Annotated in this window: 9 protein-coding genes; 4 read left to right on the forward strand and 5 right to left on the reverse strand. The window is 31.2% G+C overall.

From position 1 onward, the window contains the following. Positions 1 to 702 (reverse strand): ABC transporter ATP-binding protein, encoded by a 702-nt coding sequence (locus ABCM86_RS00880; RefSeq protein ID WP_195930800.1) that lies wholly within the window; start codon positions 700 to 702, stop codon positions 1 to 3. Positions 703 to 1,058: 356 nt separating this feature from the next. Here ABCM86_RS00880 and ABCM86_RS00885 point away from each other — a divergent pair, with 356 nt between their 5' ends. Next, the gene (locus ABCM86_RS00885; RefSeq protein ID WP_195930799.1) at positions 1,059 to 1,628 is read left to right on the forward strand and encodes an HD domain-containing protein; all 570 of its coding nucleotides are present in this window, start codon (positions 1,059 to 1,061) and stop codon (positions 1,626 to 1,628) included. Positions 1,629 to 2,445: 817 nt separating this feature from the next. Further along, a complete protein-coding gene (locus tag ABCM86_RS00890; RefSeq protein ID WP_343003259.1) occupies positions 2,446 to 3,624 on the forward strand; it encodes an IS1595 family transposase in 1,179 nt (392 codons plus the stop codon). A gap of 547 nt (positions 3,625 to 4,171) precedes the next feature. Here the strand turns inward: ABCM86_RS00890 and ABCM86_RS00895 are convergent. Together ABCM86_RS00895 and ABCM86_RS00900 are read right to left on the reverse strand one after the other, a co-directional pair. Further along, positions 4,172 to 8,059 carry an NPCBM/NEW2 domain-containing protein gene (locus ABCM86_RS00895; protein ID WP_343003260.1) on the reverse strand — a complete coding sequence of 1,296 codons (3,888 nt, stop codon included), beginning with the start codon at positions 8,057 to 8,059 and terminating at the stop codon, positions 4,172 to 4,174. Positions 8,060 to 8,285: 226 nt separating this feature from the next. Next, a complete protein-coding gene (locus ABCM86_RS00900; RefSeq protein WP_343003261.1) occupies positions 8,286 to 13,667 on the reverse strand; it encodes an NPCBM/NEW2 domain-containing protein in 5,382 nt (1,793 codons plus the stop codon). 338 nt (positions 13,668 to 14,005) lie between these two features. Between ABCM86_RS00900 and ABCM86_RS00905 the strand changes: the two genes are divergently transcribed. Together ABCM86_RS00905 and ABCM86_RS00910 are read left to right on the forward strand one after the other, a co-directional pair. Beyond that, positions 14,006 to 14,683 (forward strand): hydrolase, encoded by a 678-nt coding sequence (locus ABCM86_RS00905; protein WP_195931820.1) that lies wholly within the window; start codon positions 14,006 to 14,008, stop codon positions 14,681 to 14,683. A gap of 1,285 nt (positions 14,684 to 15,968) precedes the next feature. Next, positions 15,969 to 16,472: an Rrf2 family transcriptional regulator gene (locus ABCM86_RS00910; RefSeq protein ID WP_195931821.1), complete on the forward strand. Its 504-nt coding sequence runs from the start codon at positions 15,969 to 15,971 to the stop codon at positions 16,470 to 16,472. Between the two features lie 44 nt (positions 16,473 to 16,516). Here the strand turns inward: ABCM86_RS00910 and ABCM86_RS00915 are convergent, their stop codons facing one another. Next, positions 16,517 to 17,425 carry an Rpn family recombination-promoting nuclease/putative transposase gene (locus tag ABCM86_RS00915; protein WP_343003262.1) on the reverse strand — a complete coding sequence of 303 codons (909 nt, stop codon included), beginning with the start codon at positions 17,423 to 17,425 and terminating at the stop codon, positions 16,517 to 16,519. Between the two features lie 51 nt (positions 17,426 to 17,476). Continuing rightward, positions 17,477 to 18,361 carry an Rpn family recombination-promoting nuclease/putative transposase gene (locus ABCM86_RS00920; protein WP_343003263.1) on the reverse strand — a complete coding sequence of 295 codons (885 nt, stop codon included), beginning with the start codon at positions 18,359 to 18,361 and terminating at the stop codon, positions 17,477 to 17,479. Between the last annotated feature and the right edge of the window lie 124 nt (positions 18,362 to 18,485).

An 18,485-nucleotide genomic window follows, 5' to 3' on the forward strand; every position in this document is an offset into this window, starting at 1 on the left:
CTACCAATCTATATCATCAACTGATACTGGATTTTCATTTATATTAATTTCCTTAACCTTTGCATCCCTTATGTGGATAACCCTATCCGCCATTGGAGCAAGAGCCGAATTGTGAGTTATTACAATTACTGTTGTCTGTGTTCTTTTACACGTGTCTTGTAACGTTTTTAAAACCTGTTTCCCAGTTTTATAATCAAGCGCACCCGTCGGCTCATCACATAAAAGTAACTTTGGATTTTTCGCAATTGCCCTCGCTATCGAAACCCTCTGCTGTTCACCACCAGAAAGTTGTGATGGGAAGTTGTTTTTTCTGTGCCCAAGCCCAACAAGCTCAAGCGTTTCATCAACATCAAGAGCATCTTTTGAAATCTGAGTTGCAAGCTCCACATTTTCCTTCGCCGTCAAATTTTGAACTAAATTATAAAATTGAAAAACAAATCCCACATCATAACGTCTATAATTCGTAAGCTGTTTTTTATTAAACTTAGCAATATCAACGCCATCAATTATAATTTGGCCCTCATCACAATTGTCCATCCCACCAAGAATATTAAGCACAGTTGTCTTTCCTGCTCCACTCGGTCCAAGAATTATAACAAATTCCCCCTTTTCTATTGAAAAACTAACACCATTGTTAGCAGCAACCACACTGTCCCCCACCTGGTACCTCTTATACTCGTCTATTATCTCGATATATGACATAATTTCCTCCTTTTTATACTGTCCATTTTTAAATTTTATTCTGTCTCTTATTAAATCGATATCTTTGGTATCTTATATCGAATAAATATATTAGCTATCTTGTATTAAATAAATATCCTATATTAACTCAATATGTTAGCTATCTTCTTATTTAATAAATATCTTATATCAAATAGATATCTTTATTATTTAATTCTAAAATTATTATAAATAATGTAGAACTTTGTTACAATAACCACATTTATTTTTACTTTTATAAATTTAAAAATAAATAACTTCTTCTAGTTAATGGTCATAGTCATATCAAATTTTATTTGTTATACTATTATAAAGAAATTTGACAGGGGGAAATTCATATGAATACATCAACATTTTTAGAAATTTTAAAAGTAGCCGAAAAACTAAAATGTAACACAAGACATTCATGGACATCTTCAGGCCGCCACGAAAGCGTCGCAGAACACAGCTGGCGTGTTGCATTAATGGCCTTATTAATGCGTGATGAATTTCCTGAACTAGACATGGACAAAGTAATTCGCATGTGCTTAATCCACGACTTAGGAGAAGCATTCACAGGTGATATACCTGCATTTGATAAAAAAGAAGAAGACAGCCAAAAAGAAGATGAAGTATTCTTCAACTGGGTTTCAACATTTCCAGAACCATATCGAGAAGAATTCTCAGATCTTTTAACAGAAATGATAGAATTAAAAACTGGAGAAGCAAAACTTTACAAAGCCCTTGATAATCTAGAAGCCGTAATCCAACACAACGAAGCCGACATAAGCACTTGGATTCCTCTAGAATACGACTTACAATTTACTTATGGTGCAGACAAAGTTCAATTCTCTCCATATTTAAAAGAATTAAAACAAGAACTAGACAATAGAAATACAAAAAAAATAGCCGAGGCACAAAAAGCCTAGCTTCATATCAAAAAAAATTTCCTGCATATAACCCCAATGCAGGAAATAGTATAAAATGAATTATTGAATATAAAATGATTGTACATAAAATAAATTTATAATTCTCTACAGGGATTTCCCCTTTGGAGTAATTCGGAATGAGTTTTATATATTGTAATTGGTTTTGGTCTTACTTAATATATATGGATTTTCAAAAAATGTGTTCCACGTTTAATTATATTTTTACCAAATTAATTATAATTTTACAATCTTCGACTCTATCTCCTGTCTAATTAATATCTAATTTTATGTTAATATCTAATTTATAAATGATATATATATTTAATTTATAAATTCTATTTATATTTAATTTATTAATCTATTTATGTTTTATTTATTCATTTTATCTATATCTGATTTATCTATCCTATATTATATTTAAATTATTGTATTATTTCCTTACACTAATTATCACTTCTTCCCCTACATTTACTCTTATATAGATACTCCCTCACCATATTTTATACTTATTCACCACATTATAACTCTATTAAATAACTTTGTGAAAAATGTATATTATTCCCTGATGTGGACATAATGAAATTATCTATAATATTTTTAATTCAAATTATATAATATTAAAATCAATACAATACATTTGTTTGAAATTACTTAAATATAATTTACTATAGTTAAATTCTTTAATTACAATCAAGTGATTTCATTTTATTATTTCATTTTATTATTTATCTTGATTTTTTATCTTCATATTTGTAGAGAATATACTTTTAAGATCTTATTTATTTGTATTTTATTTATCGTATAAGGTGGTGAATTTATGTCTGTCCCAAAAGAACATGGTGTTTTTGCATCTAAAAACCTAGAATCTTTAACTAATAACTTGACTAAAAAAGAGTTGCAATCTTTAATTAATATAATTCAAAATAAAATAAAAATGGCCTACTATTATGGAATCGTATTGGGTTCTGATGACGAATTTTTGAGAAATTTCCCTAATGATTCAGAAAAAAATATCGAAATACTTCGAGGAAGGTTTAAAAATGGATTAAAATGTCCAAAATGTGGACATTCTAAGTTAAATAAAAATGGGAAAACAAATAATCGTCAACGATATATTTGCAAAAATTGTAGAACTACATTTGATGAAAGAAGTTTTTCACCTCTTTCTAATACTAAATTAAGTCTCGATACATGGATAAAATATTGTCGTTTTATGATAGAAGGTGGAACAATAAAACATTGTGCTCAAAAAGTAGGTGTAAGCATACCAACATCATTTTTTATGCGCCATAGGATTTTAGATGTATTAAATTTATCCTTGAGAAATCAATCATTTCAAGGAATTATTTCTGCAGATGAATATAATCTAAATGAATCATTTAAAGGTAAAAGTCCTAAAAAAACTATTGAAGAAGATCGTTATTTTTATAATTTTGAATATGAAGATTTGTCACGTTGTGTCGGTTGGACTTTTAGAAACTGTGATTATTTATTAAAAAATCCACAAAAATATTTAAAACCAGTTCAAGTAAAAATTAGTACAGCTATGGATAGAAATGGCCATGTTCTTACAAGAATAGTAGAAAATCCTCCTTTAGTGTCAAATATTAATAGAAAATATCAAGATATTGTGTCGTTCTTTGAAGGCAAATTAGATAAAAATTCAACTATATGTGCTTTTAGTAGTGGTTTATATAGAGAAGCTGCGTTTAAACTTAATGTTAAGTTCAAAAAAGCCAGAAGTAGAATGAAAGATTTAATTTATTCTGTACATCATGTTCATATGTATAACCATAAATTATCTCGTTGGTTGTCGAATTTTCATGGAGTAGCAACTAAGTATTTAAATAATTATTTATCATGGCATGCTTTTTTATTTATGTTACAAGAAGTTAACGAAATAAGTCGAATTAGTCGTTTATTTACAGAAATTACGACAATAAATCTGTCTGTAACTCAAAAACAAATTCAAAATAGAAAAGTTGAGTTTATATAATATAATATAATATAATATAATATGCTATTTATATAAGATGCTGTAATTTATATGTTTTTCATAATATATTAATATATTTTTATATTTTTATATAGTGTAAAATGTAATGTTCAGATTTAAATTTTTCAGCTCTAAATTTTATCGTTCTATATAAATATATACAAATAGTAAACAGTAAATATTAAATATTAAATACAAATAATAATTATTCATCTAGTAATAAATATTCCCTTATAATCCCTTATAAATTGAGAAAATTTATCACATTTATCACAAAGTTATTAAATAGAGTCATATATATAAAAATAGTAAAATAATACGATAGTTACAATAATAAAGTAATACTAAGCAACTAATCACGTAATTAATCAATTAATCATTATTAAATAATATAAAAATAATACAATAAAAGACGTGAAGTTTGTGCAGCTGTCGGGTGCATTTTTCTTCACGTCTTTTTTTATTTGTTAATATTTAAGAAGTATAATTTTGTGTTATTTTTTAGTTAACTATTTTATTTTAATTTAATTAGTTAGCTATTTGTGTTTTATTTTTCTCTGTTGTCTATTAAGAATGTTATTTCTGTTTTGTAGTTGTCGTCTTTATCTTGGTATGTTAGATAAAGTGTGTGTATTCCTTTGTAGAAGTTTTGTGTACTGAATGATATTTTTCCGTTGTTGTTTGTACATTCTTCTATGTTTAGTGTTGTTGTTTTCCATGTTCTATTGTCTTTTATAACTATAGATGTTGGGTTTAGTTTTTGGCCTTTTCTGTTTGTTATGTTGAAGTCTACTTCTACGCCTTGGCCTTTTGCCCAAAACCAGTCTTCGTTTATTGTTTGTGGGTCTGCTTGTAAATTATTTAGTTTTTTAAGATTTTTTAGTGGCGATAAATCTTTTATTTCGTTGTTTTTTATGTTTAGTGTTTCTAGATTTACTGCGTATTGTAGTCCTTCTAGTGTTTTTATGTTTTTGTTTTGAACGTTTAGTGATGTAAGTTCTCTTATGTCGCCTAGTCTGATTTCGCCTGGTAGTCCAAGTTCTTGTTGGATGCTTAGTTTTAGTGTTTTATCTTTTATTTGTATTATTTGACTTAGGTCTATTTCTACTGCAGTGTCGATTGCATTTCTTAGTGTTTCTACTGCTTTATTTATTTTTGTTTGGTTGTTAGAATTTAGTGTGTTTTGTGCAAGTTGTATTGCGTTTTTTATAGTTTCTGCTGATTCGTCACTGTAATTGTTTAGATCTAGTAAGTTTGCTTCTTCTATTATTTTTTCTAATTCTGTTAAGTCAAATTCTGAAAGATTTCTAAATTTGGCATCTGCCCAGTCAGCGTGGTCCCAAGTGTCGCCGTTGTCTGCTTCTTCTACTACTAGTTTTATTTTTTTAGAGTTTCTTATGTCTACTATTAAACGTTGTTTTGGCGAATCTGATTTCATTAAGCCTGTTTGTGCTTTTAGCTCGTTGTCTACGTATACTTTGAAGATTACACTTGATGCTTCTTGGTTTGAGACGAATTTGTCAAGGCCTACCCAAGTGTCAAATATGTCGTAACCTGTTGAGTCGTAAACTATTTCTGAGTAAGAGTGTGTTCCTATACCTTTTTTGAATTCTTGGTATGTTCCGTCTTCGTTTAGAAGTTGGATTGTTTCTTCTCTTACTGATTTATCTTTTCCTATGTAGCCTGAGCCTATTGTTCCGTATTCATAGTTTAAGTCAGATAAGTATGTTTCTTTTTCTGATACTACTACTGTTCTTTTGAATGTTGTTTTGTTGCCATCGTTGTCAGTTACGAAGCAGTTTACGTTAAATATTCCTGTGTTTCCTTCTATATAGTCTGTTTCTACTTGTATGTTTTCTGTTAGGTCACCGTCTTCGGCATCTGTTGCTTTTATTCCTTTTAGGATGTCGATATCTTCGTTTATGTTAAATGCGATTTTATCTTCTCCTGTGAATTTTGGTGTTCCGTTGTTTTTTGTTAATTTTGGATTAACTATTATGCAGTGGTCGCATGCGTTTCCGTTTCCACCATCGTAAACTTCGATTACTAATTCTTTTACTCCTGCTACTGGAACGTTGATGTACGCTAGGTTGTCTCCGTAGTGCATTACGTTTGTTGTTGCTAGAGTTTTGCCGTCAGCTGATATTTTGAAAGTTACGCTTGAGTAGTCGTTTTGACCTACTGCTGTATCTACACCTATTAATGCTTCAAAGTTTTGGTAGTCTTTGTCGCTTAAATCGTATGTTATTTTTCCGTTTGCATGGATTCCGATACCTTTTTTGAATTTAGTTACTTGTTCGTGAACCATACCTTGGATGTTTGTGTTTGTTCTTGGTATTCCCCAAGCTGTTTTTATTGTTTCCCATGAAAGGTCTGATAAGTAGTCGTAGTCGCTTACTACTTCGACTTCAATATTTCTTATTGTAGTTTGACCTTCGTTAGTTAACTCGTAGTTTACTGTGTAGTTTCCTTTTTTGTTAGGGTTTACGTTATTTTCTATTTTTATGTTTGATGTTATGTCTTCTCCTGTGTAAGTAAGACCTTTTACATAGGCTTTTGCGTCAAATTTTTCTCCTACTTTTAGAGTTATTTTCTCTTGTTGGATGCTTATGCTCGGCATTTTTGAGTTAATTTCAACTTTGTTTGCTGAAGTTAAGTCTTTTGCGTAAGGAATTACTGCGTATTGTGCGTTGTCGTCTGTTGCATTTTCGTCTATGTATGTATTTGATGATGTAAATCCGATTACTTTTCCGTCTTTTAGTATTTCGTAACCAAGTAGATCATCTTTTTTGCTATTGTTTATTGCCATACTTAGTTTTACACCTGATTTTACTTTTGAGATTGAAAGCTCTAATCCTGTGTCTGTGTTAGTGTAGCCAGATCCAGTGTATCCTATAACTGTGCTATTTAAATACCATAGTTTTTCGTTTGAGTCTGGGTATTTTTTAAGGTTTTGTTTGCACTCGTCTGATAGTGTAAATCCGTATTTTTCGAAGTAGTAAGTTAAGTTTATGCCTAATACTTCTGAAGAATATGTAGCTAGGATATCTTTTTTGTGTTGATAATCTCTTGGGCTTGGTTTTCTCTCTCTGTATAGTGTTTCTAGTTCTGCCCAATATGTATCTTTTTTAAGTTGTAGCTGCCAGAACATCCCTAGTTGTTGGAAATAGTCAAATGTGTCAAATCCTCTTAGTGATTTTTCTGGTGCTAAGTATTTGTATAAATATGTGTAGTTGACTCTGTCTTGGAAGCCATTTTTTATGTGTGCGTTGTTTGCCCACATGTTATTTGTTACTTCTGGCCATTCTCTCGCGCTTATGTCCATTTGGTGTCCTGCTTCGTGGACTGTTGTCCATATTACAGAGCCTAGACTTGATAAGTCTGTTCTAAGCATTGATTGTTCGTAGTCTCTTTGGATTCCGACGTGGTCTCCGTATGCATATGCTAATCCATAAGGTTGCATAAGTCTTATTGGTGTTCTTACGTTTGTTGAGTCGTTAGTTATATCTGATGGATCGTCTTTTAGTCCTGAGAAGTCGAACGCATCTTGAATTTGTCCGTTTAGATTGTTTACACTTTCTAGGATGTCTACGCCTTCTTTTACATATACTTGATATGCTGCTGATGTTGTTCCTGTGTAAAGTATTCTGTTACTTGTAAATTCAAAGATATCTACTGTGTTGTCTGGGTCTTCTTTTAGTTTTTGGTTGTATGCCTTTAATTCTTTTATAAATTGTGCTTTGTCGTCACCTTCTTTGTATGTTGGGAAGGCTTCGCCTCCTTCTATTGTAACGACTGGGGCTGCGCCCTGTTGCTCTTTTGTATATCTATTTATTAAATATAAGGCTCCGCCTTTTACGGTTTTATTTTCCCAAGAAGTGCTGTATATCTCAGGAACAGTAAGCACGTTTTTCCCTTTTTGTAGTTGATATTCTCTTATCCAGTTTGCATAATGTGCCTCGTGTTGAGTGAATGCCACTCTTGGAAGTGGTGCATTGTCATCCGCTTCAACATAAATTGTTATTTTTTCTCCTGGCTTCGCCACTATACCTGTTGATTGTAAATCTGTACCGAAAGAAACCATGCGTAAGTTCTCTCTGGCTTTCGCCTTTGTGTCTCCGTTTTGAGTTAAAGTTATAGTTTTTTTAGTTATTGTTGATTCAGTTGATTCAGTAGATTCTTCTTGAGAATCTTGTGATGTTTCTTTAGACTCTTCTGTCTGAGATTTCTCTTGTTCTTGAGACTTTTCTTCCTCTTGTGAAGTTTCTAAGTTTTGTGCTGTTTTAGATTCTTCGTTATTATCTGCTGAATTTTCTTGTGTTGATATTTTTTCCTCGTTTTTTGTTAATTCATGTGCTAAGACTGCTGTTGTATTAGCTGAAAAGCTTGAAATAACTGATACTAAAGTTAGTATTGCTACTTTTTTCTTAAACATACCCTACTCCTAGTTTATTTTTTTGAATAAAGAGGGACTATCTCCAAAATATTTTGTGATAGTCTCCTTTAGTTTTTAGTTTTTAAATTTTAGTTTTTAAATTCTAATCTTTATTGTTTATGACTTTTATTTACTTAAGTTTGATATCTTTATTCACGTTTAGATATCATTTTTATAATATTAGACTTCTCTATTATTTAGGATAAACATTAATTAATCAATTAGTTTATCTATTGTCAAGCATAAACATAAATTGTGATACGTAGTTATCGTAAGTATCTTCGTATACTAGTGTTATTGTATAAAGATATTTATCGAAAGTTGTTGTATCTAGTGTAACTACACCATTTTTTGTGTATTGTGCTGCGTCTAATGTTACTATTTCATGTGTTTTGTTGTGTTTTACTATTATAGATTTTGGAGATAGTTTTACTCCTTGTCTATTTATAACGTCTAGGTTTATTGTCGCTTTGTTATCTACTGGATAGATACGTCCTGACACTAAGCCACCTAGAGGGCTTGCTTGTAAGTTTGTTAATTTTTTAAGATTTTTTAGTGGCGATAAGTCTCTTATTTCATTGTATTCTATGTTTAATGATTCTAAGTTTATCGCGTGTTGTAATCCTTCTAAACTTGTTACTTCTGACAATTTAAGTGATGTAAGTTTTCTCATATCACCTATTGTTACATTGCCTGAAATGTTAAGTGTTTTTTGGATTGCTTTTTTAAGATATTCATCTCTTATTTGTACTACTTCGTTTAAGTTTACTCTTACTAATGAATCTATTGTGCTTGTTAGGTTTTCTATAGCTGCTTCGATTATTTCTTGGTCTTTAGAAGTCATAGCTTCTTCACCAGCTTCTATAGCTTGTTCTAATCTTTCCATAGATTCTTGTGTGTAGTTGTTTAAGTCTAATTCTTTAGCTTGTTCTAGAATTTTTTCTAGTTCTGTTGTATCAAATTTAGGTATCTTTTTGAATTTAGCATCAGCCCAGTCAGCATGGTCTGCATTCATTCCGTTTGGCCCATTTTCTACTACTAATTTAACTTCTTTAGAATTTCTAACATCTACTACTATGTGTTGTTTTGGTGAATCAGTTTTCATTAAATCTGTTTCAGCTTTTAATTTTCCATCTACGTATACTTTGAATTTAACGCGTGGTGCAGGTCTTCCTGCTACGTATTGGTCCATTCCAACCCATGTGTCGAATATGTCGTATTCTGTTGAGTCATAAACTATTTCTGAGTGAGCATGAGTTCCTATACCTTTTTCAAATGTTTCTACTTCGCCATTTTTGTTTAAAAGTTTTATAGCGTCTCCGTTTAGTGATCTATCTTTTCTTATAGTTCCCCAACCTATTGTTGCAGATTTCCAATCTAAATCAGATATATAAGTATCTTCATTTGTTGTTATTATTATTTTTCTTTCTACTTCAGTAGTTAATCCTAATGTATTTGTTACTGAATATTTTACTGTGTATTCTCCTATTTTAGATGATGAGAATCCTCCATCTTCTACTACTACGCTTGAAGTTATTTTTCCGTCTTTTTGGTCAGTCGCCTCAACATCTGCCATTAAGTCAAACTCAGCGTCTTTGTCTACTGCTGTTAATTTCTCAACGTTTATAGTTGGATATTTAGCTTTTATTATTTTTTCAGCATTGTCTAATTCAACTTTGAATATGTCGTATGCTGGGTGGTCTTTTACTTCTTTTCTTAAAGCATCTAGTTTTTCTAATGTGTTGTAACTTTCTGCTACGTCTGTTTTTGTTTCGTCTGTAAATAAGCTTTCTATTTTGTCAGATAATTTATCTTCTTTGTAGAATGCTACTTCACATAAACTTGCCCATCCTTCGCGAGCTTCAACAAATTTGAATTTTACTCTTCTTGCACTTACATTGCTCATTTTAAATTCTACAAAATCGTTAGTAGAACCTGTTGTGTATGAACCACTTCCTGCTAAGTAGAAGTCATCTCCTGACTCACTTGTAGATACATATATTTCAAATTTTGATGCGAAACCTTTGTTGTATGCATCACGTCTTGCACCATAAGCCATTCTGCTTATTTCTTGTACTTCACCTAAGTCGAATATTACTTCGTTTTTAAATGTAGAACTGTTTGGTGTATTTGTCTCCCAGTGAGTGTTTATGTTGCCATCTAGTGCATTTTGTATTTTACTGCTTCCGTAGTGTCCTGCATTATTTTTTATAGATACTACAGGTAATTTAAATGCGTCGTTATATGCTTGTAAATTGCTGAATTTACCATATCTAGATCTCTTTGTTTTATAATCTTCTGATACTGTTACGTATCCTGTTGTTCTTGTAACGTTGTTGTTTGAATCTGTTACTTCATATACAACTTCATATCTACCTACTTTGTTTTCTACAAAGTTGTTTGAGATTATTTGTATTTGTGATGTTAAATCTCCGTCTTCTTGGTCGTGAGCTTTAACGTCTTTTCTTGGGTCTAATGTGTCGCCAAGTTTTAAGAATTTCTCTTGTGCAGTTATTCTCGGTTTTCCGTTGTTTGTTGTTAATTTTGGATTAACTATTATGCAGTGGTCGCATGTATTTCCGTTTCCACCGTCATAAACTTGTATTTCTAATTTTTTAACTCCGCTTACAGGTATATTTACATCTATCATGTTGTCATAATAGCCCATAACACTTGTAGTCGCTACAGTTTTACCGTCTGCAACTATTTTAAATGTTACGCTTGATTTGTCGTTTTCTTGGATTGAAGTATCAATACCAATTAAAGCCTCAAATCTGTCGTAGTTTTTGTCTGATAAATCGTAAACTATTTTACCATTTGCATGTATACCAAAACCTTTTTCAAATTTTTTGATATCTCCGTTTATTCTACCAGATATGTTAGAGTTTCTTCTTGGACTTCCCCAAGCTGTTGAAGTAGATTCCCAGTTAAAGTCTGATAAATAGTCATAATCACTTACAACTTCTACTTTAACTACTCTTGTTGTAGTTTGTCCGTTGTCGTTTAATGTGTATGTAACTGTGTAGTTACCATGAGTTTTAGTATCTACATCACTTTTAACTTTTATATTTGATGTTATTTCTTCTCCTAAATGGGTATAACCTTTAACATAGTCCATTGGATTAAATTTATCATTTAATTTTAATACTAATGAACTTTGTTGTACACTTATGCTTGGACTTAATGTACTTACTCCAACGTTATCTCCTGTTGTTAAGTCTAAAGCATAAGGAACAACTTCATAACTTACATCTGAGTCTGTGTTTGTTTCAGTAGAGTCTGTGTAACTGTTTGATGTTGTAAATGCGATTACTTTTCCATCTTTGATTATTTCATATCCAAGTAAGTCATTTTTAACATCTTTGTCTATGTTCATAGTTAATTTTACGCCTTTTGAAGATTTAGACACAGATACTTCTAATCCTGTATCTTTACCTTTGAAACCTTCTCCGTCGTAGCTTAATGCGTTTCCATTTAAGTACCAGATTTTTTCACAATCATTTGGGAATTTCTCTTTTAATTGTTTTTTACAACTATCTGATAATGTAAATCCGTATTTTTCAAAATAGTTTGTCAAATTCATATTTAGGACTTCTGAAGAATAAAGTGCTAATGTGTCTCTTTTTTGTTGTTCACCATTAACGCTTGGTTTATTTTTTCTATAAAGTGAGTCTAACTCTGCCCAATATGTATCTTTTTTAAGTTGTAATTGCCAGAACATCCCTAATTGTATAGTTCCATCAAGATTGTTAAAGTTTACTGATGAATCGTCTGGAGCTAATAAATTGTGTATTTTGCTGTATGCTGCTCTATCGCCTGCACCATCGTTAACATAAGCGTTGTTTGAGTACATGTTGTTTGTGATTTCGCCCCATTCTCTAGTCGCTATGTCTAATTGGTGCCCAACTTCATGAATCATACCCCAAAGTATGCTGTTTATGCTGTCTTGGTCAGTTCTTAATATTATTTCTTGTATGTGTCTTTGCACACCTATATGGTCTGATGCTGCATATGCTGCCCCATAAGGTTGCATAAGTCTTATTGATGTTCTTACGTTTGTTGAGTCGTTAGTTGGGTCAGATGGATCATCTTTTAATCCAGAAAGCTCAAACGCATCTTGGATTCTTGTGTTCCATACTTGAACACTTTCCTCAACATCAACACCTTCATTTACATATACTTGGTATGCTGCTTTTGCAGTACCTGTATACATAAATCTTGTTGTATTAAATTCATATACGTCTACTGTATTTGCTGGGTCTTTGTCTAATTTAGCTTTGTATGCTTTTAATTTTTCTAAGAACTCAGCTTTGTCATCACCAGAGTTATATAATGGGAATTCTTCTCCACCTTCTATACGAACTACTGGAGCTTTCCCTTGTTGCTGTGGTGTATATCTATTCATTAAATAAACAGGTCCACCTTTTATAGGTTTTTGACTCCATGAATCGTTATAAATCTCAGGTACTGTTATAACGTTAAGACCTTTCTTTAATTGGTACTCTTGTTTCCAATGTCCAAAACGACCTTCTTGTTGAGAAAATACGATTTGTGGAAGTGGTGCACCGTCTTCTGCCTCTACAAATACTTTAAATACTTGTCCTGGTCTTCCTACTATACCTGTAGATTGTAAGTCTGTCCCATATCTAGACATACCTAATTGGTTTCTTGCTTTTTCATGAGTATTCCCATACTGTGTAAGCGTGAATGTTCTATCAGAAAAATCCTTTTCTTCCTTTAAAAGCTCTTTTGCTATTTCAATATTGCTAACTAATTGATGTTTTAAAGGATGTTTGTTTACTTTTTCTTCTAAAGCATTTATCGCCTCTTCGCTGTTATATTCATCTTTTAGTTTTACCATTGTCCCATCTGTAAAAAGATTATCTACAGTGTTTTTTAATTCATCATGTTTGTATAACCAGAAAACAGATGATGCTGCTTGATTTAAGTTACCTTTTTTGTATACAAACTTAAATCTTTTTAATTCAGTTGGTTTAAATGTTATTTCTTTTATGTCGTGGCATGCGGCTTGCTCTCCGACTGCTATTAATTTAAAGTCGTCACCATCATCAGTATTTGATGCATAGATTTCAAATTCTTCTGCATATCCTTTTTGCCAATATGGTGTACCACCGTAAATCATTGTGTCTATTTTCATAGACTCTTTTAATGTTACAACTATCTCATTTGTGAAAGTATCGCTGTTTAATCTTCTAGAAGACCAGCATGTTTGCGTATCGTCGTCAAACGCTTTCATAAGATTTTCAGTTGAAGAACCATCATTACTTCTAACACTTGTAATCTCAGAATTATCAACCTTGAATGCCTTGTTATAAGCCTCTTCAAATTTCCCATCAGTCTTAGCAAATTTTTTAATTCCTGCTTTTAGGCTATTTGTAACGTTTCTCGATACATTTTGTTTTGACTCTTTTTCAGTGTCATTTTCATTTGTGCCATTTGATTGACTTGTTTGAATAATTTTACTTGATGTGTTTGTTACTTCATCTTTGTTAGTTAATTCATGTGCTAAAACACTAGTTGTGCTAACAGACAAGTTCGTGACCATTGCCACAAGAGTTATGGTAGCTGCGATTTTTTTTGTGTTCATATCTCTCCTCCTATTTAATTTTCAAAGATGCATTATTTTTCCAGTTGTATTTTTATTATCAAGATAACAAATAATACTAATAACTCTTTTTAATACACTTGGTTTTAGGTATTATTACAATAATAATATAGTGAAATAATTTTGTCAATTACTGGATTAAAATTTTTGAAAAAATTTGTAATATAAAGTAGAAAATTGTCGTTTAACATTGATTAACATAATATTCATAAATAAATTATATAATTTTAAAAATAAAATCTATAAAAATTCTTACTTCTAATTTATAATAGAAAGATATAAAAGTTTTTAATATCAAATTTTTAAGGAGGCTTTTATCAATGAAAAAAAGACCAAAAGCAATTGACGGTACACTTAGAAAATCTTTTTTACGTGTTCCTGAAGTCATTAGAGAATGTAGCGGGATAAATATCTTTGGCAAAAGAATTAAATCGCTTGTGTTTTCGACTGATTTAGCTATCATAAAAAATGTAAATGCAGATGCTGTTATGGCGGTATACCCATTTACACCTCAGCCAATAATAACACAATCTATTATTATGGCTTCTGACATACCAGTCTTTGCTGGAGTTGGTGGAGGTCTTACAAAAGGGATGCGTTCAGTTTTATTAGGAACTAATGCTGAGTTACAGGGCGCAATCGGTGTTGTTGTAAACGCTCCAACATCAAACGGCGTAGTTCAAGCATTATCTGATAGCCTTGATATACCTGTTGTTGTTACAATTGTAAACGATCAAACAAATATACAAGAAAGAATAGATGCAGGCGCAACTATCTTTAATGTATCTGCTTCTGCTGATACACCTAGAATAGTAGCAAAAATTAGAAAGGATTACCCTGATTTTCCGATAATAGCTACAGGTGGTCCAACAGAAGAAAGTATAAGAAAAACTATCGAAGCTGGTGCAAATGCTATAACTTGGACACCACCTTCTGTTTCTGAATTATTCAAAGACGTTATGACTAAATACAGAAACAACGTAGAAGCACCTCATTAATAATTGGTGGTGGTGCATTGCTATGGATACTTATTATCATTATGATGACAGGGTATTTAATTTAAATTACATACCAAAAAGAGGCTAATCGCGTTTTAATTTTGCGATTAGCCTCTTTTTACAATAACTTTTTAAATTTAGCTAGTAAGTATAGCTTTGACTTAATTTCCGTTTAAGTTTATGATTGCGTTTTGTATTTATTTTGTCCCCGATGACAGTTTAAAATACATGTTTTAGTAATTATTTTTAATAATTGTTTTGATTTTATGATTTTTATAATTCCGATTTTATATTCCCCGAAAAATTATAACCCCACTCCCAATAGCGTTATAATTATGAAAACAATTTCATACAATCCCCTAAAAATCGTATTCCCTTGCCTTTGATAATATAATACTACATATGCTATAGCGTTTTTTGTCGATTCTTGCAATAAAAACCAAGTTTTTTTCGACATTTGCCAGGTATTTTATGGTAATACTGGTCATTTGTTCTTTTGATGAATGCGATTTCCATTTTATATAATTATAAATTAATTGACATATAAAGATTATTACTAATAATATAGGAAATATTCTATTAAAAAATATGTTATCTATAGCTAAAATAGAAAGTCCAATCGCCAATAAAACCAATGGAATCTGCGTCCATAATAAAAAATACTCCCTTTGATATCTCAAGGGAGTATTTTTATGTATAATATCCAACTATTTTACTTTATCTAAGCTATTTTTGATATATTATTTTTTAGGTCTTTGGCAAGTGACACATTTAGGTTTAGCAATCTTTTTATATCAAAATTCTATTTATAAAGTTTATTTACAAAAGGTAGCTATTTTATAGCTTAAAAGGGAGTCCTTTTGCAAATATCGTATTTTGCGTTTTTATTATAGATAAAATTAATCGTCGATAAGTTTTATCTTTAATTATATTATAATAATATTGCTGATATGTCAATCATAATTTTTATATATTGTAGGTATTTTGGATTTATTGTTTATGTTTGGTTTATATCTAGTTTTTATTATTATCTAGATTGTTTTTATTTATTTTATCTAAATAGTATAATCATACCCACTCTTTTTATTTTTAAACTTTAATTTTGTGCTGTGTTAAAAATTTTGATGAAAATTATTTTAGATTACTTATATTCAATATATTTATTGTTTTTTTACTTATTTTCATAATATAAATCTTTTTTCGTGCTTTATGTGGATATATCTACCTTGAATCAAACTTCATAATAATGTATGATTATTATATTATCTTTAAAGGAGCATGATAAATGAAATTTTCAGTTGGAGTTGAATATGCAATACATTGTTTATTGTATATGGTAAATATGGAAGATGGTAAATCAATAGGGATAAGGGATTTATCAACGTTTCAAGGAATTTCGGAAACGTATCTGTCAAAAATATACGCAAAATTGAGCAAATCAGGAATTGTGAAATCTGTCCCCGGTGTAAAAGGTGGATATACATTAGCCCGTAGTGCTGATAAAATTACGTTTTGTGATATAGTTGAGGCTGTTGAAGGGAGTGAACCGTTCTTCCACTGCGCTGATATCATGCAAAATAGCGTGCTTGCAAAACAGGACCTTCCACCAAGGAATCCTACAAAATGTCCTTGTGTGATTAAAGCTGTGATGTTTGAAGCGGAAAATCAAATGAAAAAATATTTAAGCACGAAGACATTGGCATGGTTATATGATCAAATGTATCACGATATGCTTCCAAAAGAATACGAAACATCAATGCTTGAATGGTTTAATAAGGAAAATAAATAGATTTGGAGTAAAAAAGTAGGGTCTTGCCCTACTTTTTTGTTTGTTTATTTTGACATCAACTTTTCTATTTCATTTAAATCTAGTCCTGTGGATTTTGATATTGTTTCTTTGTCTAATCCTATGTTTATTAGGGATTTTGCGATTTCTATTGCTTTACTTTTTTCGCCTTCCTGAATTCCCTTTTGCAGCCCTTCTTGAATTCCTTTTTGCAGCCCTTCTTTAATACCTTCTTGTCTACCCTTTTTGATTCCTTTTCGCTCGGCTTCGTTTAATGCGCTTATCTTGTCTTTTAGAGTTTTTGCCCTCATTTCGTAAAGTTCTCTTTGGGTATCGTCATTACTCATTCTGATAAGTTCGTCTTTTGCCTCTCTAATTTCATCAATACTCATCTCAAGACTTCTTACCTTCTCGCTTTCTGGATTTTTTAAAAATTCAATCCACGCAACAAGCATATCTTTTTCGTCAGTTCCCTCTTCTAACTTTGGAATCTCTATAAAGTGAATTTCCGCCACATCTGTAAGTTCTTCATTGCTGTAGATTTCTTTTAATCTGTATCCGCTGTGGAATTTTCTCGTCTTCAAGTATTTGAAATTTAGTATATTGATGCAAATCGTTCTTTTTAAAACGCTATAATCCTCGCCTTCATTAAGTTGCTCTGAGTAAAGTTTAGACCAATAAAATAGACTTCTCTTTATCATGTTGTATTCATTTTTTAGCTGAATTTCTATGTTGATTATCTCATTGTTGCTAGTCGTCGCCTTCACGTCTAACCTAGAAAATTTATCTTCTATATATCCTTTATTTAAATCTGTATTTTTTATCTCAACTGCTGTTATTAAATCTTTCGGTTTTAAAGTTGCATTTAGGAAGGATATCAGGATATTTGGGTGCTTTTCGCTTCCAAATATGTTTTTAAATACAAAATCCATCTTTGGATCTAGTAATCCTCTCATATTCTCAACTCCTTTTCGTTTTATTTAGATTATACCATAATAGGGGTATTTTTATTTTGACATCAACTTTTCTATTTCGTTTAAATCTAGCCCTGTCGATTTTGATATTGTTTCTTTGTCTAATCCTATGTTTATTAGGGATTTTGCGATTTCTATTGCTTTACTTTTTTCGCCTTCCTGAATTCCTTTTTGCAGCCCTTCTTTAATACCTTCTTGTCTACCCTTTTTGATTCCTTTTCGCTCGGCTTCGTTTAATGCGCTTATCTTGTCTTTTAGAGTTTTTGCCCTCATTTCGTAAAGTTCTCTTTGGGTATCGTCATTACTCATTCTGATAAGTTCGTCTTTTGCCTCTCTGATTTCATCAATACTCATTTCAAGACTTCTTACCTTCTCACTTTCTGGATTTTTTAAAAATTCAATCCACGCAACAAGCATGTCTTTTTCGTCAGTTCCCTCTTCTAACTTCGGAATCTCTATAAAGTGAATTTCCGCCACATCTGTAAGTTCTTCATTGCTGTAGATTTCTTTTAATCTGTATCCGCTGTGGAATTTTCTCGTCTTCAAGTATTTGAAATTTAGTATATTGATGCAAATCGTTCTTTTTAAAACGCTATAATCCTCGCCTTCATTAAGTTGCTCTGAGTAAAGTTTAGACCAATAAAATAGACTTCTCTTTATCATGTTGTATTCATTTTTTAGCTGAATTTCTATGTTGATTATCTCATTGTTGCTAGTCGTCGCCTTCACGTCTAACCTAGAAAATTTATCTTCTATATATCCTTTATTTAAATCTGTGTTTTTTATCTCAACTGCTGTTATTAAATCTTTCGGTTTTAAAGTTGCATTTAGGAAGGATATCAGGATATTTGGGTGTTTTTCGCTTCCAAATATGTTTTTAAATACGAAATCCATCTTTGGATCTAGTAATCCTCTCATATTCTCAACTCCTTTTCGTTTTATTTAGATTATACCATAATAGGGGTATTTTTATAATCCTACAAGGGGTTGATTTGGTTAAAATCGGCCGCAGCTTTGTACGTTGCTTGAAATTCACTTCGTT

Source organism: Clostridium sp. 2218st1_F5_2218SCRN_220325, assembly GCF_039062665.1.
Classification (GTDB): Bacteria; Bacillota; Clostridia; order Peptostreptococcales; family Peptostreptococcaceae; genus Intestinibacter.